The organism is Halorussus vallis (assembly GCF_024138165.1).
GTDB lineage: Archaea > Halobacteriota > Halobacteria > Halobacteriales > Haladaptataceae > Halorussus > Halorussus vallis.
On the sequence record NZ_CP100000.1, the window covers coordinates 2,464,099 to 2,484,363 of the forward strand.

The 20,265-nt window shown below is 69.7% G+C and carries 21 protein-coding genes and 1 tRNA gene; 2 read left to right on the forward strand and 20 right to left on the reverse strand.

Features of this window, described 5'->3' with window-relative positions; all coding sequences use genetic code 11:
* Positions 1-374: 374 nt before the first annotated feature.
* Positions 375-447: transfer RNA gene (locus NGM07_RS12495), tRNA-His, on the reverse strand.
* 257 nt (positions 448-704) lie between these two features.
* Here NGM07_RS12495 and NGM07_RS12500 point away from each other — a divergent pair.
* Complete coding sequence (locus tag NGM07_RS12500) at positions 705-1,145, forward strand: hypothetical protein (protein ID WP_253511969.1); 441 nt, start codon at positions 705-707, stop codon at positions 1,143-1,145.
* Between the two features lie 35 nt (positions 1,146-1,180).
* Here NGM07_RS12500 and NGM07_RS12505 read toward each other — a convergent pair whose 3' ends face one another.
* From NGM07_RS12505 to NGM07_RS12590, 18 genes are all read right to left on the reverse strand, one after another.
* A complete protein-coding gene (locus NGM07_RS12505; protein WP_253511972.1) occupies positions 1,181-2,284 on the reverse strand; it encodes a hypothetical protein in 1,104 nt (367 codons plus the stop codon).
* 4 nt (positions 2,285-2,288) lie between these two features.
* Positions 2,289-2,561, reverse strand: a complete 273-nt coding sequence (locus NGM07_RS12510) for a hypothetical protein (RefSeq protein WP_253511975.1) — start codon at positions 2,559-2,561, stop codon at positions 2,289-2,291.
* A 145-nt stretch (positions 2,562-2,706) separates the two neighbouring features.
* Positions 2,707-3,027, reverse strand: coding sequence for a hypothetical protein (locus NGM07_RS12515; RefSeq protein WP_253511979.1), 321 nt, complete (start codon positions 3,025-3,027; stop codon positions 2,707-2,709).
* Between the two features lie 72 nt (positions 3,028-3,099).
* Positions 3,100-3,450 (reverse strand): HalOD1 output domain-containing protein, encoded by a 351-nt coding sequence (locus tag NGM07_RS12520; RefSeq protein WP_253511982.1) that lies wholly within the window; start codon positions 3,448-3,450, stop codon positions 3,100-3,102.
* 78 nt (positions 3,451-3,528) lie between these two features.
* Entirely contained in the window at positions 3,529-4,806 is a 1,278-nt protein-coding gene (locus tag NGM07_RS12525; RefSeq protein ID WP_253511985.1) for a Glu/Leu/Phe/Val family dehydrogenase, read from the reverse strand.
* Positions 4,796-5,224, reverse strand: coding sequence for a PadR family transcriptional regulator (locus tag NGM07_RS25480; protein WP_368410207.1), 429 nt, complete (start codon positions 5,222-5,224; stop codon positions 4,796-4,798). Before NGM07_RS25480 ends, NGM07_RS12525 begins: the two co-directional genes overlap by 11 nt.
* Positions 5,225-5,392: 168 nt before the next feature.
* Positions 5,393-5,806: a hypothetical protein gene (locus NGM07_RS12535; RefSeq protein ID WP_253511988.1), complete on the reverse strand. Its 414-nt coding sequence runs from the start codon at positions 5,804-5,806 to the stop codon at positions 5,393-5,395.
* Positions 5,803-7,020, reverse strand: a complete 1,218-nt coding sequence (locus NGM07_RS12540) for a cation:proton antiporter (protein WP_253511990.1) — start codon at positions 7,018-7,020, stop codon at positions 5,803-5,805. Before NGM07_RS12540 ends, NGM07_RS12535 begins: the two co-directional genes overlap by 4 nt.
* Before the next feature lie 3 nt (positions 7,021-7,023).
* Positions 7,024-7,506, reverse strand: coding sequence for a cation:proton antiporter regulatory subunit (locus tag NGM07_RS12545; protein ID WP_253511992.1), 483 nt, complete (start codon positions 7,504-7,506; stop codon positions 7,024-7,026).
* A 154-nt stretch (positions 7,507-7,660) separates the two neighbouring features.
* Positions 7,661-8,083 (reverse strand): hypothetical protein, encoded by a 423-nt coding sequence (locus NGM07_RS12550; RefSeq protein ID WP_253511995.1) that lies wholly within the window; start codon positions 8,081-8,083, stop codon positions 7,661-7,663.
* A gap of 111 nt (positions 8,084-8,194) precedes the next feature.
* Positions 8,195-9,784: a cytochrome c oxidase subunit I gene (locus tag NGM07_RS12555; protein WP_253511998.1), complete on the reverse strand. Its 1,590-nt coding sequence runs from the start codon at positions 9,782-9,784 to the stop codon at positions 8,195-8,197.
* 33 nt (positions 9,785-9,817) lie between these two features.
* Positions 9,818-11,179 (reverse strand): hypothetical protein, encoded by a 1,362-nt coding sequence (locus tag NGM07_RS12560; protein ID WP_253512001.1) that lies wholly within the window; start codon positions 11,177-11,179, stop codon positions 9,818-9,820.
* A complete protein-coding gene (locus NGM07_RS12565; RefSeq protein ID WP_253512003.1) occupies positions 11,176-12,654 on the reverse strand; it encodes a permease in 1,479 nt (492 codons plus the stop codon). Before NGM07_RS12565 ends, NGM07_RS12560 begins: the two co-directional genes overlap by 4 nt.
* Positions 12,655-12,733: 79 nt before the next feature.
* A complete protein-coding gene (locus NGM07_RS12570; protein ID WP_253512005.1) occupies positions 12,734-13,729 on the reverse strand; it encodes a WD40/YVTN/BNR-like repeat-containing protein in 996 nt (331 codons plus the stop codon).
* Between the two features lie 2 nt (positions 13,730-13,731).
* Positions 13,732-14,526: a DUF2182 domain-containing protein gene (locus NGM07_RS12575; RefSeq protein ID WP_253512007.1), complete on the reverse strand. Its 795-nt coding sequence runs from the start codon at positions 14,524-14,526 to the stop codon at positions 13,732-13,734.
* Positions 14,527-14,683: 157 nt separating this feature from the next.
* Positions 14,684-16,063: a DUF7972 family membrane protein gene (locus NGM07_RS12580; protein ID WP_253512009.1), complete on the reverse strand. Its 1,380-nt coding sequence runs from the start codon at positions 16,061-16,063 to the stop codon at positions 14,684-14,686.
* Positions 16,060-17,127, reverse strand: coding sequence for a TIGR00341 family protein (locus NGM07_RS12585; RefSeq protein ID WP_253512011.1), 1,068 nt, complete (start codon positions 17,125-17,127; stop codon positions 16,060-16,062). Before NGM07_RS12585 ends, NGM07_RS12580 begins: the two co-directional genes overlap by 4 nt.
* An 84-nt stretch (positions 17,128-17,211) precedes the next feature.
* Positions 17,212-17,781, reverse strand: a complete 570-nt coding sequence (locus tag NGM07_RS12590; protein ID WP_253512012.1) for a hypothetical protein — start codon at positions 17,779-17,781, stop codon at positions 17,212-17,214.
* A 426-nt stretch (positions 17,782-18,207) separates the two neighbouring features.
* Here NGM07_RS12590 and NGM07_RS12595 point away from each other — a divergent pair, with 426 nt between their 5' ends.
* On the forward strand, positions 18,208-18,411 hold the full coding sequence (locus NGM07_RS12595) for a heavy-metal-associated domain-containing protein (protein WP_253512014.1): 204 nt from the start codon (positions 18,208-18,210) through the stop codon (positions 18,409-18,411).
* A gap of 111 nt (positions 18,412-18,522) precedes the next feature.
* Here NGM07_RS12595 and NGM07_RS12600 read toward each other — a convergent pair whose 3' ends face one another.
* Positions 18,523-19,944, reverse strand: a complete 1,422-nt coding sequence (locus NGM07_RS12600; RefSeq protein WP_253512016.1) for a CAP domain-containing protein — start codon at positions 19,942-19,944, stop codon at positions 18,523-18,525.
* Between the last annotated feature and the right edge of the window lie 321 nt (positions 19,945-20,265).

Consider the following 20,265-nt stretch of genomic DNA (forward strand, 5'->3'; position numbering starts at 1 on the left):
TACGGTGTGAGTAGCGGCTACGGAACCTTCGTCCGTCCCCCGACGGTGTTCTCCCCCACTGCCATCGCGTCGTCACTCCCCATCGATGGCGCGTCGATCGGTTCGCCCCCCACCGCGTACCTGAACTCGGAACATCTCTCTGGTTAAACCTTCCCTAGACCGGGACCCAGTCACATTAGGGGAATAATAGGGGCTATTATACTCATTCGTCGTTCGGTATCGTTTCCCGAGGAACGATTCGCCAGTGCCGACCGACCCTCTCGGACGGACCGGTCGGGTCGCGAGCGACCACCGCCGACTGCGCGCTCGCCGTGAGTGTTCGAGATTCGAGCGTCCGCTGGACGTGTGACTCCTCGTTTCGTTCGCGGAAGAAGGTCCAGGTGCGAGAATCGAACCCGCGTCTCAGCCTCCACAAGGCTGAAGGATGGTCCACTACCCCAACCCGGACACGTAATCGTGACTTGCCGCTCGAATTTGAAATACGTTACGACTCGATTCGGGTCTGTCGAACTATCGCACGCTGCAGTGGAAACGAAGGGGTTACGGGGAGGCGGTTCGGCGGGTACCCCTTCGAGGAGTTCGACGGAATTCGCGTGCCATGCCGAAGGTCGCGTGCCAACCTGGATGCGGATCGCGTAACCGTGAAGCCAGTTGCTCGTTCTGGGGGATATACGGGCCTGGCGACGTAATTTCCTCGAGCACCGATGCTCGATGAAAATGACGCAAGTGCGTCGACGAAACGACTCACGAATCGGTACTGGCACTTCCTCGCGGGCTACCTCGCGTTGAGCGCCTTCGGATTCGCGGCGCTCGCCTTCCTCGTCGAGCGGTCGACGATGCTGTTGACCGCCGTCGAGGTCGTCGCGGCGTTCGTGCTACTTGTCCTGGCCAGTCTCGCGGCCGTCCCTGCGCTGTACCGGGACGCCGCCGCGGTGCGCGCGGCCGGCGTCGACTGGACGCCGGGATGGCCGAAGTACGTCGGCTTCTCGCTGGCGTCGCCGGTCGTCGTCTACCTGTACGTCGGCTACGTCGCGTCGGCGCAGGTCGCGCTGCTCGCGGCCGGGGTCGCGTTCGTCCTCGGAACCGTCGAGAGTAGCGCGGTGTACGTCTACAACCGCTACCGCCGGGTCGGCGCCTCGGCGTAGCCGACGCTCCTTTTTCCGCGCCCGGCGTGCGACGTCTACGACCGCTCGACGATGACGCCGCTCGCGCCCACCGCCACGTCGGTTTCGCCGAGCGCGACGGCCCAGAGGGTTTCCTCGGTCCCCGTCGGGACGCTCGTCCACCCCCGCTTGGGCAATCGCTCGTAGACGCGACCGTCGGCCCCGGCGGCGACGAGCCTGCCGTCCTCGGCCGCCAGGTCGTGGATTGCGACGTCTCCGACGATGACGGGCGTCCAGTTTCCGCAGACCCGGTCGTAGCGGTAGACGCGCCCGCCGCCCCCGGCGATGCGGACGGTCTTCTCGGTCGCGTAGACGTCGAAGAAGTTCACCTGGGCGTTCTTCACGCCGATGTCCTTCCAGCCATCCTCGCGCTCGACGAAGGCGTTCCCGCTGGTGTCGACGGCGTAAAAGGCGTCGCCGCCGCTGGTGAGCGCGGGAATCGTCGACCCGCTTCCGGGTTTGACGACCTCGCCCCACTGCGGACAGCCGTTCTCGTCGGTGGTGACGGGCAGCACCTCGCCCGACCCGTTGGCCACCCGGAGCGTCTCGGCGTCGCGCTCGCCGCGGACCGCTATCGCCTCCCACGTGCTCGTCTTCTCCATCGGCGCGGAGTAGTCGTACTTCTTCCCGGTGTCGACGTCGTAGGCGCCGAGCGCGCCCGACGACCCGGCGAACCAGATTCGCTTCCCGCCGGCGGTGACGGCGACGTCCTTGAGCGCGTTGTTCCGGGTCGCCGGACCGTCGGCGACGGCGACGTGCCAGCCGTCGCCGTCGCGCGCGAGGACGTTCCCGCCCGTGCCGACCGCGTAGGGGCCGTTGGCCGTGCCGACGACGCCGAACAGCGTCTTCTCCGTCGGCGAGTCGGCGACCGACCACTCGCCCGGCGCTCCGCCGGCGCCTTTCCGGTCGGCCGTCGTTCGGTCGTTCGTCTTCTCGTCGTCGGTGTCGGTGTCCGTGTTCGCCTCTTTGCCGTCGTCCTCGTCGTCCGTGTCTTCGTCTTCGTCGTCCTCGTCGTCCGGGTCCTCGTCGTCATCGCCGTCCGTATCTTGGTCGTCGGTAGCGTTGGTCACGAACTCGGTAACGCGTTCTCGTAGTTCGGAGAAGGTCTTGCTCGGATTCATGGTATCACCGTCGTCGTTCGAGCGCGTCGATCACGGCCTGGACGTCCGACTTCGGGATGGCGACGCACCTGACGGTGGCGTCGCACCAGACGTTCTGGATCTCCAGCAGGTCGCCGTCCGGGTCGTCGTCGTAGTGGCCGACCCAGACGCCGCAGGAGAAGTCGTCGGTCGAGTCGCCGTCGGTCGGTCGCCGCACCATCTCGCCCGTGTCGATGTCGGGGGTCCGTTCGCCGTCGGTCGTTTCGTTCGTCTCGCTCGTCTCGTTCGTGTCTGTCATTCGTCGTTCGGTGAAGTTCGTCGTCGGTCGTCGGTCGTCGGTCGTCGGTCGTCGGTCGTCGGTCGGCGACTATCGGTCAGTGGCTGTCGGTCGACGGCCGGCGGACAGGGCCGGCGGCTATCGGCTGGCGGTTCGGCTCCCGACCTCAGGGACCGAACTGGGCCTTGTGCTCCTTGTAGAGCACGCCGGTGAACAGCGCGAACGGGATTAACCCCGCCACGGTCGTCGCCAGCGCGACTTGCACGAGCGGCGCGACCTGGTAGGCCGTGTAGAAGTACGCGAGCACGGCGCCCCCCGAGAAGATGAAGAACACCATGCTCAGAATCGCCAGGCCGAAGCTCAATCGCCGGAACCGCCACGCCAGGTTCTCGGACCGTCGCAACATCTTGATGAGGACGGCCACGGGCGGTATCGCGAGGGCTATCAACTGTAACACTGCCAGCGCTATGTCCTGATTTATCGCCATCGGTAGAACGAATCTTCGTCTCGGTCGGTCGTCGACGCCGTACACCTGGGGTTCCGCCGCGAAACCCGCGGCTCAGTCGCGGGGCCGAATCCGAATCACGCCGCCGCTCTCGACGACGATGTCGCAGTCGGCGTACTCGAAGGCGACGCGCCCGCCGCGTCGGGGCGTCCCGTCGGGTCGCGGCCGGAACAGTCGGTCCAGACACTCCGGACGGACGACCTCGTGTATCAGTTCGAGGTCGTCCGTCTCGACGCCTTTCACCTCGGCGACGGCGCTGACGACCTCCTGGGCCGCCGACCGGTTCCGGAGGTCGAACTCCGCGGTGTACGTCTCGTCGTTCGCTCGACCGGCCGCCTCGCAGTCGGTCGATTCTCCGCCCGTTTCGTCTCGGTTCGACTGGTCGTGAGTGCGTTCGTCGTTCATGTCGGATGCGTTCGAAGCGGTGTTCGTTCGACGGTGCGGTTCGAGGCCGGCGAGTCGGTCCGACGACCGACTCGCCGGCTATCGTCGGGACGTCGCCTCGTGGGCCGCCGCGACGCGCGATACGGCGACCGCGAAGGCGGCGTCGCGCCACCGCCCGCCGCCGGCCTCCACGCGGTCGCGCACGTCGGTCCACGCGGAGACGACGCGGGCGTCGACGCGCTCGCCGGTCCACTCGCTCGGCCGGTCGCGTCCGTTGACGGCGGCCAGCCACTCGTAGTAGGAGGCGGTGACCCCGCCGGCGTTCGCGAGCACGTCCGGGACGACCGGAATCTCGCGCTCGGCGAGGACGTCGTCGGCCTCGGGCGTCGTCGGTCCGTTCGCGCCCTCGACGACCAGCGACGCCTCGACCTCGTCGGCGTTGTCGGCGGTCAGCACGTTCTCGACCGCCGCGGGGACGAGGACGTCGACGTCCATCTCCAGTAGCGCCTCGTTCGAGACGGACGCGGCGTCGTGGTCGGTCACGGCCCCGGGTCGCTCTGCGTGGGACGGAACCTCGCGCGTGTCGAGGCCCGTCGGGTCGTAGACGCCGCCGTGAACGTCCGATACCGCGACCACGTCCGCGCCCCAGTCGTCGAGGATGCGGGCGGCGTTCGCGCCCACGCTCCCGAACCCCTGGACCGCGACGGTCGCTCCGTCGACCGCCTCGTCGTAGTGCCGGAGCGTCTCGCGCGCGACGAGCGCGACGCTCCAGCCTGGCGCTTCGGTCCGCGATTCGAGGCCACCGACGGCCGGCGGCTTGCCCGTCACCACGCCCTTGGCCGGCCGCGGCGCTCGGCCGGCGTAGGCGTCGGCGAACCGCGCCATCGTCTTGGCGTCGGTGCCGAGGTCGGGCGCCGGGACGTCGGTTTCCGGGCCGACGAACTCGCCGATTGCGTCGGCGAAGTTCCGGGTGAGCCGGTCGCGCTCGGCCGCGCTCAGCCGCCCCGGGTCGACTCGCAGACCGCCCTTCGCCCCGCCGAACGGCAGGTCGACCAGCGCGCACTTCCAAGTCATCCACATCGACAGGCCCACGCACTCGGCTTCCGTCACGTCCGGGTGGTAGCGCAGGCCGCCCTTGTACGGGCCGCGCACGCCGTCGTGGCGGACGCGGTAGCCGACCACCGTCTCGGTCGTCCCGTCGTCGCGCTCAAGGGGTACCGTGACCCGGTGGACGCCCGTCGGCCGGGCCAGGCGCTCGCGCACCGCCTCGTCGAGGTCGAGTCGGTCGGCCGCGCGCTCGAACTGCCGGCGCGCGGTGCGGAGCGTCGAGTCGGCGGTTTCGGGCTCGGCTCCGGCGTCCGGGAGCTCACCCGTCATCGTCACCGCGTTCGTCTTCACCGTCTTCGTCTTCGCCGCCTTCGCCTCCGCCGCTTGCGTCCCCGTCACCCCTGCCGGCTGCCAGGCACTCGCGCTCCCACTCGCGGTGGGCGGCCAGCAGTTCGCGGGTCCGGTCGGTCACCCGGTAGACGTTGGTGCGACCGTCCAGCGGGACCGACTCGACGTGTCCGTCCTCCTCGAGTCTGCGGAGGTTCATGTACAGCCGACCCCGATTTATCTCCTCGTCGTAGTGACGTTCGAGTTCCTCCTTTATCGCGACGCCGTGGGGGTTCGTCCCGTCGAGTCGCGTGATCGCGAACAGCAGGTTCCGCTCGAACCCCGTCAACCCCGTCAGCGGTTCGGAGTCGGGCGGGTCTTCGTTCGCCTGTTCGTCTCTCCCCGTGTCGTTTCCTCCCATCGTATCAACCGGCGGCACGTGCCGCCACGCCGCGCGCGGGGGTCGAACCCGCTCGCCAGCCTGGTCACTGGACGCGGCAGCGAAATCGCAGGATTCGGTCGCGGTCGCAGTCACAGAATCCGGCCGCGAAACCCGATGCATCAGTGCGCCGGACGCGGGCGACGGCCGTCAGCAGCGGTCGTCGCCCGCGTTCCGCGGCGGTCGGTCCGCGGACCGCGACGGGCCGTCCGCGACGCGCGACGACCCCGCAGAAGACGTGCGCGGGGACGCCGCCGACGCGTCGGCGGCGTCCCCGCATCGGACCGCCGCCCAGGTTTCGAACGCCGCCTGGCCGAACGTCCAGACGGTCGACCCGCCGGCGACGGTGAGGTAGGTCAGTCGGATTTCGACCGGCACCGCCGCGAGGTCGAGGACGCCCGCGCCGCCCGCCGCGACGACGCCGACCAGCGAGACGTTGAGCGTGAGCGCGAGCAGGTCGTTCGTCAGCCAGAACCGGGCGCGGGTCGGGCGTTCGGGCCGCGCCGAGTCGGACGCCGACGCGTCGGCGTCCGACTTGGCGCGCTCGGCCGGTTCCCCGGTCACGGCTCTCCCTCCGAACCGGTCGTCTCGAACTCCAGTCCGAGCAGGTCCGCCAGGCGGTCCTCGTGGCGCATCGACAGCGTGCCGAGGACGCTCGTCGCCAGCACGTAGCCGACGCCGAACTCGGGCACGAGTCGCGCCGGTCCGGCGGCCGCCAGCCCCGCGGCCAGCGTCGCCAGCACCAGCGAGAACTCCCCGCGGGCGACCGTCCCCACGCCGACCCGGAACGACCGCCGCGGCCCCAAGTCGTAGAGTCGACCGGCGAGCGAGCCCGTCAGCAGTTTCCCGGCGGTGGTGGCGACGACCGCGACCGCGAGGAGGCCGGCGAGGTCGGCCAGCGCCGCCACCCGGGTCGAGAGCCCGATGGCGAAGAAGAAGACGGCCGAGAAGAGGTCCCGGACCGGGACCAGGGTGCGCTCGATACGGTCGGTCGTGTCGGTCCGACCGACGACGGCGCCGACGACGAAGGCGGTGACGCCCACGCTCACGCTCGTGAACCGCGCGGTGCCCGCGACCAGCGTGGCGACGCCGAGCACCCGCAGGAGGAACAGTTCGTCCGAGGGCGTCCGGAGCAGGCGTTCGATGCGGGCGCTGCCGACCCAGCCGACGACCGCGACCACGCCCAGAAAGCCCAGGCCGGTCCCGGCGCGGAGCGCCGCGTCCAGCAGGGTGCCTCCGTGGAGCGCGACCGCCGAGACGACCGTGAGGTACACCGCGATGGCGACGTCCTCGAAGACGAGGACGCCAAGGATGACCTCGCTCTCGGCGTCGGCGATCCAGCCGCGCTCGACCAGCGACTTGGTGACGACCGCGCTGGAGGAGATGTAGACGATGCCGGCGACGAACAGCGTCCCCAGCGGTCCGAACCCGAACAGGACGCCGAGTCCGACGCCGATCGCGACGTTGACGACGAAGTCGAGCAAACCGCTCGCCAGCAGTCGCCGGTAGTTCTCGACCAGGCGCTCGAAGCTGACGTGGACGCCCAGGAAGAACAGCAGCGCGACCAGTCCGAGGTCGGCGAACGCCTCGACGAACCCCTCGCGGGAGATCACCGCGAGCGGGACTCCGGCGACCTCGACCGGCGCGCTCGGGCCGACGACTATGCCGGCGAGGATGTAGGCCGGGATGACCGACTGCCCGAGTCGAACCGCGAGGCCGCCCGCGACCGCCAGCGCGGTCAGGACGACGCCGAGTTCGACGATGGTGGGTAGCGCCACTGGTCACCGGGGTCGGACGTACTCCCTGAGCGATTCCTGCTCGGCCCGGGTCCCGACCGCGACGACCACGTCGCCCGCCCGGGTTCGGAAGTCGGGGTTCGGGCTAGGGTGGGTTTCGCCGCCGCGCTGGACCGCGATTATCTTCGCGCCGGTTTCGCTCCAGACGCCGACCTCCGCGAGCGTCGCGTCGGCCAGCGGGGCCTCGGGCGCGAGTTCGTACCACTCGATGATGGCGTCGCCCAGCGGTACCTCGACCCGGTCGAGTTCCACCGGGCGGAAGTAGGTGCCTTCGAGGACGGCCCCGAGGCGACGGGCCTGCTCGCCCGAGAGGCCGAACAGCCGGGTGCTCTCGTCGGTTTCGGCCGAGCGTCGATACACGTCTCGCTTGCTGTCGTGATGGACGACGACGACAAGCCTGTCGTCGCCGTCCAGTTCCAGTTCGTACTTCCGGCCGACGCCGGGGATGTCGGTCTCGTAGACGGTCATGGTGAGTCGGAGTCGAAGTTCTGTAGTCGAAGTTCGGTGCGCGTGGAAGCGTCGTCACGGTCGAGCGGTTCGCCGCGGCGTTTCGCGGTGCTCCGCGGGAGGCGATTCTGCTCGAAGCGGCCGACGAGGCGCCGCTCCGGCGGCGCCTCGTCGGTCACACGAACAGGAGCGCGTCCGAGACGACGCGCCAGACGGTCGCCCAGAAGCCGCCGAGGACGGCGTCGATGGGCGTCCACACGCCGAAGGCGTGGGAGATCGCGTCGTCGGTCGCCACCAGTCCGGTCCAGACGACGTACAGTCGCCACCGGAGGCCGTACCGGGTCGTCACCAGTCCGCCGACGACGGTGCCGGCCGCCCCGAGCAGGCAGAGCGTCGCGCCCGCCGCCGGGTAGTACCGCCAGAGGTGGACCCAGCCGAACAGGCCGGCACACGCGCTCCCGGCGACCAACACCGGTTCCTTGCGGGGGTAGAGGTCCCACTTGCGAGCGCAGGCGAACAGCACCAGGTACAGCGAGTAGAGGAAGTAGTGCGGGCCGAACAACGCGCCGTCCGGAACGGTTTCTGCTGGAAATGGCATGAGGGTAGTCGGTCGTCTGAAGGCTCGTCGGTCGCTCGTCGGCGAACGAAACCCCTGTCGGGCGTTCCGCCGCCGCGTGCGGCGGCGGAACGCCCGCGTGCCGGTGTCGGGTCATCGGTCGGTTCCTCCGTCGTCGCCGCCGCGCTCCGCGTCGTCGTTCCGCCGCCGTCGGTCGAACCGCTCCCACTCCGGCGTCCGGAGTCGGTCGTCGAGGTCCCAGACGTTCGGATCCTCGACGACCGGCCCGCCACGAATCGACCGGACGACGTTCCAGAGCCACAGGACCTGCCCGAGCGCCATCACGTAGGCCGCGACGGTGGCGACCTGCTGGAGCGGGGCGTACGCCGGCGGGTAGGTCGCCATCCGCCGCGGGAGGCCGTCGAGGCCGAGCAGCAGCATCGACCCGAACGCGACCACCAGGCCGAGTTCGGTCAGCCAGAAGTGGAGTCGTGCCAGCGACTCGTCGTACCGCCGACCGGTCAGTAAGGGGAACCAGTAGTAGACGCCCGCGAACAGGCCGAAGACGCTCAGGCCGACCAGCATGAAGTGGAAGTGGCCGACCACGTAGTAGGTGCCGTGGAGCACTCGGTCGACCGGAATCGACGCGAGGAAGACGCCGGTCACCCCGCCCAGCACGAAGTTGGCGACGCCGCCGACGCAGAACAGCATCGGCGCGACGAGTCGGATTCGGCCGTTCCAGAGCGTGGCGATCCAGTTGAACGCCTTGACCGCGCTCGGCACCGCGATGGCGAGCGTGACCGCCATGAAACTCGCCTGGATTCGGGGGTCGATGCCCGTGGTGAACATGTGGTGAGCCCAGACGCCGTAGGCCAGCACGCCGATGGCCAGCGTCGAGTAGACCACCGCGGGCTTGCCGAACAGCTTCCGGCCCGCGAACCGCGGTAGGACGAGGCTCACGATGCCCATCGGCGGCAGCACCAGGATGTACACTTCGGGGTGGCCGAAGAACCAGAAGAGGTGCTGCCAGAGCAGGGGGCCGCCGCCCCCGACCGCGAAGAACGTCGTGCCGACGTTCCGGTCGAGCAGCAACATCACCAGCGCGCTCCCCAGCACGGGGAACGAGAACAGCACCAGCCCCGAGGTGGTCAGCATCGTCCACGAGAAGATGTCGAGGTCGGGCCACGCGACTTCGCGCTCGACCAGCACGGTCACGACGAAGTTGATGGCGCTCATGATGGTGCTGACCCCCGAGAGGTGGAGGCCGAGCAACAGCAGGTCGATTTGCGGGTTGGCCATCTCGGCCGACAGCGGGACGTAGAGCGTCCATCCCGTCGCCGCGGGCGTGACGCCGGGCACGCCCAGCAGTTCGGCGAGTATCCCCGCGCGAATCAGCGCGGCCGCGGGCACCAGCAGCCAGAACGCCACCGCGTTCACCCGCGGGAACGCCATCTCGTCGGCGCCGACCAGCGCCGGCACGAGGTAGTTGGCCAGGCCGAAGAGGACGGGCGTGGCGAACAGGAACAGCATCGTCAGCCCGTGCATCGTGAACAGGGCGTCGTAGGTCCCGGTCTTCCAGATGCCCGACCGGGGCGACAGCAGATTCGTCCGGAGCATCAGCGCGTCGATTCCGCCCAGCAGTCCCGTCGCGAAGCCGAAGACGAGGTAGAGCACGCCGATGTCTCGGTTGTCGACGGTGGTGAGCCACCGCCGGACGCCGGTCGGTTTCGTGGATTCGGGCATGGCGTGGTCCGTGTCCGCGGGCGGAGTCGGTGTTCATCGCGCGTAGCGCAGGTACTCCCGACAGCCGAGGAGTCCGATCGAGGTCGCGAGTCCGAACGCCAGCGTCGGCGAGACGCCGTAGAGGACGCCCCCGACGAGCGCGCTCGGGACCGCCGCGAGTTTTCGCGCGAGTCGAAGTGAGTCCGCGTCGGTGTCGTCGCCCCGCCGGACGACGCGCGTAACGAGGCGCTCGCGGACCGGCCGGGTCGCCGCGCCGAAACCGAGCGCACCGAAGAGCGCGGCGAAGACCGGGAGGCTCGGCGGCGCGCTGGCGAGCGCCAGCGGGACGAGCGAGACGACCAGACAGCCGACGCCGGCGACCGACTCGCTTCCGAGTCGGTCGCCGGCGCGTCGCGCGACCGGCAGGGCCGCCAGCAGGGCGACGCCCACCTCGGCGGCGACGCAGACCGCGAACGCCGCGGCCGGCCCGAGTCGAATCCCGAACCCGGCCGCGGCGACGCCGAAGTCGGCCACGCCGAGGACGAGGAACGGGTAGAACGTCCCGCGCGCGAACCGGAACAGCGCGTCGCCGAACAGGAGCGCCTGGTCGGTCGACGACAGCGCCCTGTCGGCCTCGTCGGTCGATTCGACCGACGAGGCCGACCCGGCGTCCGACCCGAACCGGAATCGACCGCCGACCGGGACGAACGCGCGCAGGCTCCCGACGATACGCTCGAGAGACGGAGCCTCGGCGAGCGGGAGCGCCGCCTCGGCGTCGCCGAGGACGGCGCGGCCGACGGTGGCCGCGAGGCCGAAACTCGCCGCGACGGCGACCATCGCCTGGAAGCCCAGCGCGAACCGCGGCACGCCGACGAACAGGCCGACGAGCGCGAGGACGCCGAGCAGCACGCCGAATCGCCGGAACGTCCGGGTCGTCGCCAGACGCCCGGCCAGCCGGTCGGTCGGAATCCGGCGCGCGACCGCGACGAACCTGACCCCGGGACCGTGCGAGCGCCAGGTCGCCACGCCGGCGACGCCCAGCAGGACCCACAGCCACGGGCCGACCGACGCCCCCAGCGCGCCGACCGACCCCAGTTGCGGGGCCGCGACCCAGAGCAGTGCGCCCGCGGTCGCCACGACGCCGAACCCGGTCGTCACGTACCGGGGGTCGGCGTCGTCGAGCGCCCGCCCGCCGAGGTAGGGATACGTCGCGCGTGCGAGGAGCCATCCGCTCCAGACGAGGCCGACGACCGCCGGCCCCGCGTCGAGCGCCCGCAGGTACGCCGGCAGGTACCGACCCGCGACACCCGCGGCCAGGTCGAACCCGAGCGTCAGCACCGCGACAGCGAACAGGCCGGGTTCGCGTTCGAGGAGTCGGCGGAACGCTTCGGGTCCCGTCGTCTCTGATTGGGTCACTCCTCTCTCAACCTCCGGTAGGCCTCGGCGAATCGGTCGAACGCCTTCGCGAGCGCCTCGCCGACCGCGCGGACCGCCCGACCCAGCGCCCGGCCGAGCGCCGCGGCGTGGCCGCCAGCGACCCACATCGCGCTAGCGAGTCCGACGGCTCCCGCGGCGAGCGCGCCGAGCGCCGCCTTCGTCGGGCCGACCGCCCGGTAGACCCGGTAGACGTACGGCCCGACGTCACCCGGCAGGGCGACCAGTCGTTCGCCTATCGCCTCGTGACCGTAGGTCGCGCCGACCTGCGCGAGGAACAGCGGCGTGAACAGGAGGTTCAACACGAGAGTGTACCCGTCGGGTGCGGTGCCCCCGGTGACGCCCTCCGGCGGTATCAGCCCGAAGAACCCGAACAGGTAGTGGACGACGACGCCGGCGACGACGGCCGCCAGCGCGGTCGCGCCGAAGATGACCGCCGCCATCCGGGTCCCGTAGTAGCGCCGGTAGGCGTTGACGATGGGCGGGATGATGAGGTCGGCGAAGATGAACGAGATCACGCTCCCGAACGCCACGCCGTTGGACCACAGCACCAGCGCGAACGGGACGTTGCCGACCGAGCAGATGAACGTGACGACGCCGACGACCACGCCGAGGACGGCGTTGCTCAGCACCCACGTCAGCGTTCCCTCCGCGCCGACGCCGAACAGCGAGGTCCACCACGACCGAGGGACGAACCCGGCGATGAGCCCCGCCAGCAGGAAGCCCGCCGCGATGTCCTCCCAGAGCATGTCCCACTCCCGGACGGCGTTGGTCGCCGCCTGCTTCCAGCCGGCGAGCGACGTGAGGTCGTCGCGCGGGTCGCTCGCGGCCGCGTGCGACCCGCCGGCCTCCGCCGTTTCGGTCCGGTTGCGGTACGCCCGGAGACAGCCGCCGCAGCAGAAGTACCTCGTCTCGCCGCCGAACTCGGCTTTCACGGCGTCGTCGTCCGTGGGGTCGGTTTCGACCCCGCAGGCCGGGCAGGTTATCTCGTCCAGCGCGAGCGCGTGCTCGCGGGCGACTTCGAACCACTCGTCGGGGACGAACTTCCGGTAGACGTACGCGAGCACGCCCACCGCGATGACGCCCCCGACGAAGTCGGCGGCGACGAACTGCCAGCCGAGCAGTATCCACATCACGAGGCCGAGTTCGGCCACCAGGTCGGTCGCGGCGAATTGGAACGCCGCCAGCGCCGCGACGCCCGACGCGCCCTTCTTGAACAGCGTCTTGGCGGTCGCGACCGCCGAGAACGAACAACTCGACGATAGCGCGCCGAAGAGGGTGCCGAGGCCGACCTCGCGCCACCCGTCGCCGCCGAGGTACGCCGTCATCTGTTCTTCGCTGACGAACTCCTCGACGGCGCCCGTGATGGTGAACCCGAGGACGAGCGCCCACCACGTCTCCCATGCCATCGACAGCGCCAGTCCGAGTCCTTCGAGCAGTGAATCTACGAGTACCATTGCTCCTCCGTGTGAGTCGTCCGCACCGCGGGCGGAGCGCCCGCGGCGCTCCGCCGGTCGTCTCGCTCTCTCGCTCCGGTCATCGCCGGCTCCGTTCGAGGACGGTCCCGCCCGCGCCGACCGCGACCTCCGGGAAGTCGACGGTGCCCAGGGTCACGTCGTGCAGCGGCGCTTCGTTGTCGACCGCCTCGGGCTTCCACCCCTTCCGGGTGAGTTCGAACACGCCGCCGCTCGCGTCGACGGCGAAGCCCTCGTGGCGGTCGCGGACCACGCCGTGAACGTCGGCCTCGCCGACGTTCACCGGCGTCCACGAGAAGCCGTTGTACCGGAAGACGGTGCCGTCGCCGCCCGCGACCGAGACGTCGTCGGCCCCGCGCGGCGCGACGTCGTGGAGATTCACGCCCGCGCCGTCGACGCCGATTCGTCGCCACTCGTCGCCGGCGTCGACCGTCAGGAAGACGTTTCCCGAGGTGTCGCAGACGTAGCCGGTGCCGCGGTCGACGAACGACACCGCGAGGATGCTCGACCCGGGTCCGGGCTTGACGACCGACCGCCACGACACGCCGTCGCCGCCGACCCGACCCTGGAGGAGTTCGCCCGACCCGTTCGCGAGGTAGAGCCACTCCTGGCCGGCCAGGCCGGCGACCGCGACGTCCTCCCAGGTGGAGGTCTTGCCCTTCGGGGCCGACGCGTCGGTGACCGTCCCGTCGGAGACGTCGAACCGCCCGACCGTGCCGCTGCCGCCGCAGAACCACACCCGGCGACCGTTGGCCGTGGCGTCGACGCCCGTGAGTCCGTCGTGGCTGCCGGTCGGTCCGCCGTCGAGTTCGACCCGCCAGTCGCCGTCGATTCGCCGGACGACCCGGCCGCCCTCGCCGACCGCCAGCGGTCCCTCGTTCGTCAGCGTCACGCCGTACAGCGTCATCTCGGTCGGCGACCCCACCGCGGTCCACTCCGGTTCGGCGGTCGTCCGGTCGCCGGGCGTCGGTTCGCTCGAACAACCGGCGAGCGCCGTCGCGGCCCCCGCAAGGGCGGCCAGCACCTCTCGGCGCGAGCGGTGGCTCCTCGGCTTCACGGTCAGAAGGTCGGGACGCCGACCAGTAGCGTCACCAGGCCGCCGGCGATGGCCGCGTAGCCGACGGTCGCCGCGACGTCGCCGCCGCGGTCGGCGAACCGTTCGAGGGTCACCACCGCCGTGAGCAGCAGCATCCAGAAGAAGTTCATCGACCCGACGACGACCATCAGCGCGAACAGCGCCCACGTACAGCGCACGCACCGCCGGCCGTGTTCGACGCCGCGGCGGGCCGCGTCGGGGAACGCCGGGACGTGCGAGCAGACGCCCGCACAGCACGTCCGGAGCGCCTCGCGCTTGTACGCCGTGAGCTGATAGACGCCCGCGACGACCAGCATCCCGCCGACGACGAACCGGCCGTAGTTCGCGACGAGCGCGCTGATGTCCACCAGCGCGTCGACCGCGAGCGGGACGACGCCGGTCGCGGTCCAGACCAGGCTGTAGGTTCCGAGGAACGCGACGGCGGCGCTCGCCTTCCCGGTCGGGGAGGCCTCCATGCTCCCGACGTACCGCCGGACGAACGGGAGCATCGCGGGGTACATCATCGCCGACATCATCACGCCCCACGTGACGAGGTAGAGCACGACGCCCTCGACGCCGTTGTGGGTCGCTATCGCCTCCGGGACGCCGGGGTCGGACATCACCATCGACCCCTCCATCGCGGGCATCGGGAGCCACCCGTCGAACAGGGCGGTCCACAGGAGGAGGGTCGCGGCCGCCATCGCGACCGAAACCTCCGGGAGTTCGTCGCGGTCGGGGAACTGTGCTTCGACGAATCGCTTCGCTGATTCGAGTTGCATGTCTGAGAATCTACGTTCGAGCGTCTGCGTCGATTCGGTCGTCCGCGTTCGATTCGTCCGTGTGACTCGACGCCGACCGCCCTGGTGGCGGCCGGCAGACACCGACCACCTTGGTGGCGGCCGGTCGAAACCGGCGCCGGCTACCGTCACCCGCGCGCTACCGCGCATGCGTGGGTCGCTCCCCCTTCGGCGTGAACGCGCCGGGGGCCGACGTCCGCTTGACGACGGTCGCGACCCGGATGACGAACGCGAACAGGATGGCCAGCGGGCTGAACGCCACCGCCAGCGAGAGCGCGACGACCACCAGGAGCGCGGTCTCGCTGACGGCGGGCGGGTAGCCGCTCGCGTAGATCATGACCACCAGCGTCGAGGTGAGGAACGCCGTCGTGCCGCTGTACGCCAGCAATCGGGAGAGCCGCGCCAGTTCCTGCTGGAGGTAGATTATCTTGAAGTACTGACGGGTCACGTCGATGGAGACGAACACCGACTGGAGGTCTTCGAGCAGTTCGTCGGCGGTTTCGGGAAGCGGGCCGGCCCGGACTCGGAGCCTGCGGGCCGCGGTGAACCGCCGGGAGTAGTTCTCGTTCATCACGGGCAGGAGGACCCCGAACACGCCGGGGTCGCTCCCGCGGAGATTCTCGGTCACCCGGTCGGCCTGCTCCGAGACGCCGGCCGCGTACGCCTCCAGGTCCTCGCGAACCGCCTCGTCGTCGGCTTCTTCGGCGACCGTCCGCAGCGCGGTCGCCCGGTCGCGCATCGCGCGCGCGATGACGACGAGGAACGCCGCCGGGTCGGTCGGACTCACGTCGACGTCGGCCGACATCGACTCGATTCGCCGCCGGAACTCGTGGACGCTGTCGACCCGGTCGCGGAGGTGGTCGGGCGTCCCGAACAGCCGCGAGACGGTGAGCTGATTCACCGCGATGACCAGCGGGATGAACGAGAACAGCCCCGCGATGATGGTACTGAACATCGTCGTCACGAAGCTACTCTCCCTGACGCCGATGACGTTCGTCAGCCCGAGCGTCAGCGAGCCGACGAAGATGGTCGCCACCATCGCGGCCACGAGCGTCCAGCGGTTGCCCTCCAGCAGGAACCAGCGCCGCGCGCGGCGCTGGTTCCCGTCGTCTCGCACCACGGCGGCGACGAGTCGCGTCCCCGCCAGCGTGACCTTGCCGAGCAGGACGAGGAGCTTCCAGGCGATGCGGAGCGCGTACGAGAGGACCGCGACGAGCGACCGCGAGTCGTCCGACTCGCGGTCGCTCGTCGCTGGGGTTTCGTCGTCGCTCGCCGACTCTCCTTCGCCGCCGCCGGCCGACCCTTCGTCGTCGCTCGCCCGCTCCACTTCATCGTCGTTCGCCCGTTCCGCTTCGCCGTCGTTAGCCCGTTCCACTTCGCCGTCGCCGGCCGATTCTTCGTCGCCGCCGTTCGGCGGTTCCGTTCTCCCGTCGTTCTTCGCCTCGATTCCCGGGCCGCTCCCCGTCTCGCGTTCGGCGTCGGGTCCCGGTCCTGTTTCGGGGGTATCATCGGTAGTCATAGGTTCCGAAGGAGTACGTCCAGCGAGCCGCCGTCGAGGTTGACCAGCAACACCGCCAGCACGACTATCAGCATCGCGAACACCACCACGCGTTTGAGCATCCGAATTCGGGTCTCCCGGAGATCGGCCCAGTCCTCGGGGTGGTAGCCGAAGTACCAGAGGCTCACTATCGCCGCGAGGTTGATGGAGAAGACGTTGACCAGGACGACCGCCGCCGACCCGAGCACGACCACCGGCCGCGCCCACGCGATGCCGACGCCGACGACCCCGATGGGCGGCACGATGGCGGCGGCGATCATCACGCCGACGAGGGTCGTGAGCCCGCTGGTCGAGAGGCTCACCGCGCCGGCCATCCCCGCGCAGAGCGCGACCGCCACCAGCAGGAACGTCGGCGAGGTGTGGTTGCTCAACCGCAGGCTCCGGGCCACCTCGATGGCCGGGTCGGGGAACACCACCACCTTCGCGAACAGTGCGAACGCGACGGCGCTGGCCAGCGCCACCGCCCCGCCGATGGCCTGGTACTTCACGCTCTCGGCGAACAGGTCCTCGTCGTAGATGACCGTCGCCGTGCTCGTCGCCATCGACGGGCCGACCAGCGGGGCGATGACCATCGCCCCAACCATCACCGGCATCGAGTCGAGTAACACGCCGGCGGTGGCCACCACCGCGCTGATGGCGGTCATCAGCACGAACACCACCAGGTCCGGCAGCATGTCGGCCGCCTTCGAGTGGAGTTCGTCGCGCGAGACCCGCCCGCGTCCGAGCGCTTCGATGGTGCCCGCGGCGTCCCACGTCCCGTCGAACCGGCCGGAGACGACCGCCTCCGTGTTGACGACGACGGTGTACAGCTCCGTGTCGAGTTCGAGTTCGCGGAGGCGCCGCTGGACCGGTTCGACGCCGTGGGCGGGCAGCGGGAGTTTGACCACGGCCGCCGTGTCGGGGTCGGCCGCGTTGTCGCTGATGGCGTAGTCGAGGTCGTGGTCCTCGAACAAGGACCGAATTTTCTCGCGGGCGTCCGCGGACATCACCAGTATCTCCAGCAACCGCATGTCCTGTCTGACCATTCGAGAATCGAAGAACCGCGGTTCGTCGCACAGTCGTCGGCTCGATCTCGCCTGCGAAAGTCTCGGCCTCCGACCCGGACGGACCTACAGGAGTCGGAGTTCGTCGCCGTCGACAGTCTCGGCGTCGGGGAACGCCCGCGCGTACAGGTCGGCGACCGTCTCGCGGAGTTCGGCGAGTCGGTCGCTCCCGTCGCCCGAGCAGTCGACGCCGCAGCGCGCGACCAGCGTCTCGTCGCCGAGTCGTTCGTACTTCAGTTTTCCACCGCACCCGGGACATCGCGGTTCGGCGTGGGCGTTCATCCACGACGCCTCGTACCCCGACCGCGAGAGCCATTCCCCCAGCGCGTACCAGACCACCACGTCCCACTCCTCGGTGCCCGACGCGGTCTGCTTGAGCCGCGTCAGCCCCAGCGCCGCCTTCGAGTACAGTCGCCCGTCGCTCTCGCGGTGGCGCCGGTGACACCGTCGGAAGTGGTTGAACACGGCGACGCGCGACGACCGGAGCGCCCCGTTCGTCAGTTCCCCGTCCGGCTGAGTCTTCGCGGGATGGTCGTCCCGAACGCCGTGTCGCATCGGCCGACCGAACTCGTCGTAGTGGACGTCTTCTGAAAGCGGTGCGCCGCTCTTCGGACAGAAAGCGAACTCTCCTTTCATCTCATTTCACCCAAGCTTGCATTCCGGTTCACCCAGAGAAACCCTGCGCTGTCCGGTCGGGAGGTCATCCGCGCTCGTTCGTCGAGCGCGTCGTCCGGACCGGGCAGGCGTCATTTCTTAACGACCGCACGGATAAAAAATTTGCCTCTGTGTAGGAGATTAACCTTATTTTCGAATGGCGATACTCGATTGGGAATTTAATTCTTAAAAACAACCATCTTAATTACTAGTTCGTTCGGTTACGTCTCTCGACACTCGCCTCAGCGCCGTCTGGCGGTACCGTCCACGATGCTGATAGTTTCGACTCCGGACAGTCTTGCTCCGTCGCGGTAAAATCGCACCGAGACGGCCCGGTTCGAGCCTGCCGTGCAGTATAATTCATAGTGTTCCGGTATTAATTACCTCCGATTCGTAGGAGCGAATGCGATGCAACGGTACGAACTTCGCGTCATCGGCATGTCGTGTAACGGCTGTGAGACGGTCGTCGAGGACGAGGTGACCCGCTTGCCGGGCGTCGCGTCGGCCGACGCCGACAGCGACGAGAACGTCGTCGTGATCGAGGGGAAACCCGACGCGCGGGACGCCGCGCGGAAGGCCGTCACCGACGTCGGCTACGAAGTCGAGGAGTAACGCGCTGTCGAGCGAGCGACGCGGTCGCCCGGCGGCCCGCTCGCGTGCCACCTCGACCCGCTCTTCTCTCGCCGAGACGCCGACCGACCCCGGACGCCGACGACCGCGGCGTCAGCAGAAGTTCTGGGTGGCGTACACCTTCCCCTCGGACGTGACGTGGACGCCGATTCCCTCGTCGTCCCACGCCGAGAGGAGGATGTTCTCGCGGTGGCCCTCGGAGTTCATCCACCCGCGGACGATGCCCCGGGCGAGTTCGTCGGCGTTCGTGTACCGGACGGTCCCCTCGCCGGTCCTGACGTTCGAGTCGTAGTAGGTGTAGAGGATGTTCTCCGCGCCGGTGTAGTACCGGTCGTCGCCCGCGGGCGCCCGGCAGTCGTAGCCGAACTGTTCGTACCGGTCGGCCCGCGTTTCGCCGTCCGGCGAGACGTGGCTGAAGTAGTCCTCGGCGGCCATGTCCTCGCTGTGGTAGCGGGCTATCTCCCGCAGTTCGGTGTCGAACGCCAGCGTCCCCAGACCGTGCTCGACGCGCCGCTCGTTGACGTACTCGTGGACGAGTCGCTCGACGCGGCTCCGGTCGAGTTCCGACAGCGGCGTGTCTCCGGTCGGCGTTTCGGTCCCCTGGGACGGCGCGCCCTCGACGACGAGGTAGCCCACGCGCTCGCCGAGGTGGGCGGTTTCGCGGTCGGCGCTTCGCTCCTCCTGGACCTTCACCTCGACCGACGACCCCGAGAGGTTCCGGTAGCGCACCGCGCAGGTGTTGGCCCCGCGGAACGTCTGGAGGGCAGCGAGCAACACCGGTTCCCGGTAGGTTCCGTCGAACGCTATCGTCCGCCACCCGTGGCCGACGTCGTCGCGGCTTCCCGCCTCGAACGCCCGGCCGTCGAGGGTCCCCGCGCCGGGTTCGACCGCGAGGTAGCCGACGTCCTCGACGCGGTGGGACCCGCCGGCCTCGGCTTCCTGCAATCGGACGTCGAACCCGGTCCGTCCGACCGCGCGGTGACGGGGCGCGACGGGTTGGGGGCCGGCGGTGGTCTGGGCCTGCGAGAACACGACGGGCCGACTCGAAAACGCGGCGTCGAAGGTCGGAGACGCCCAGCGGTGGTCGGTCCGAATCCGCCCGACTTCGAGGGCCGCGCCGTCGGCGAGGTCGTAGCGGCCGGGGTCCGTCGCGACGTAGCCGACGGTTTCCCGGCGGTGATTTCCGTCGAGGTAGCGCCACTCCTCGACGGCCACCTCGAACCCCGTGCCGGCGACCGCGCGGAGCCGCGGGGTCGCCGGTTGCGGCCCTCGATAGGAGAGTCCCGACGCGACCACGACCGGGTCGGAGTGGGTCGACGGCAGTTCGACCGACTGCCACCGGTGGTCGGCCTCGACGGTGGTCGCGTCGACTGCAGTTCCGGACTGGAGCGCCGCGGCCCCGCCGACCGCGCCGAGTCCGGCGAAACCGACGAGCGCCCCGGCCGTCCGGAGCACGTCGCGTCGTTCGAGTAGCGATGCCTCTGGGTCGCCTTCGCGTTCCTGTTCGCGTGCCATGCGCGTGTGAGCCTCCGAGTCGTTCCCTATCAACGTTCTCTGTCGAGGCCGGTACCTGTCGGCTCGCCGTCGCGAGAATGCGCCCCGCTTCGACACGAAGCGCCGGTTCGACGGTTGACGAACTGCTCGCCGAGCGCCGCGCGGCGCTCGGCGAGCGGCTTCGACCAACCTCGCGTTACGACGGTTTCGGCCGTGAGAACGGGTGATAGGGACCGCCTTACCACCTGTAATCCGCGTTACCGGTCGGTTGCCAGTTTATAACAAAGTCGCGTTCCGGTACATGTCCATCGGAGCAGAATGAGAACACGCGAGGGCGAAAGC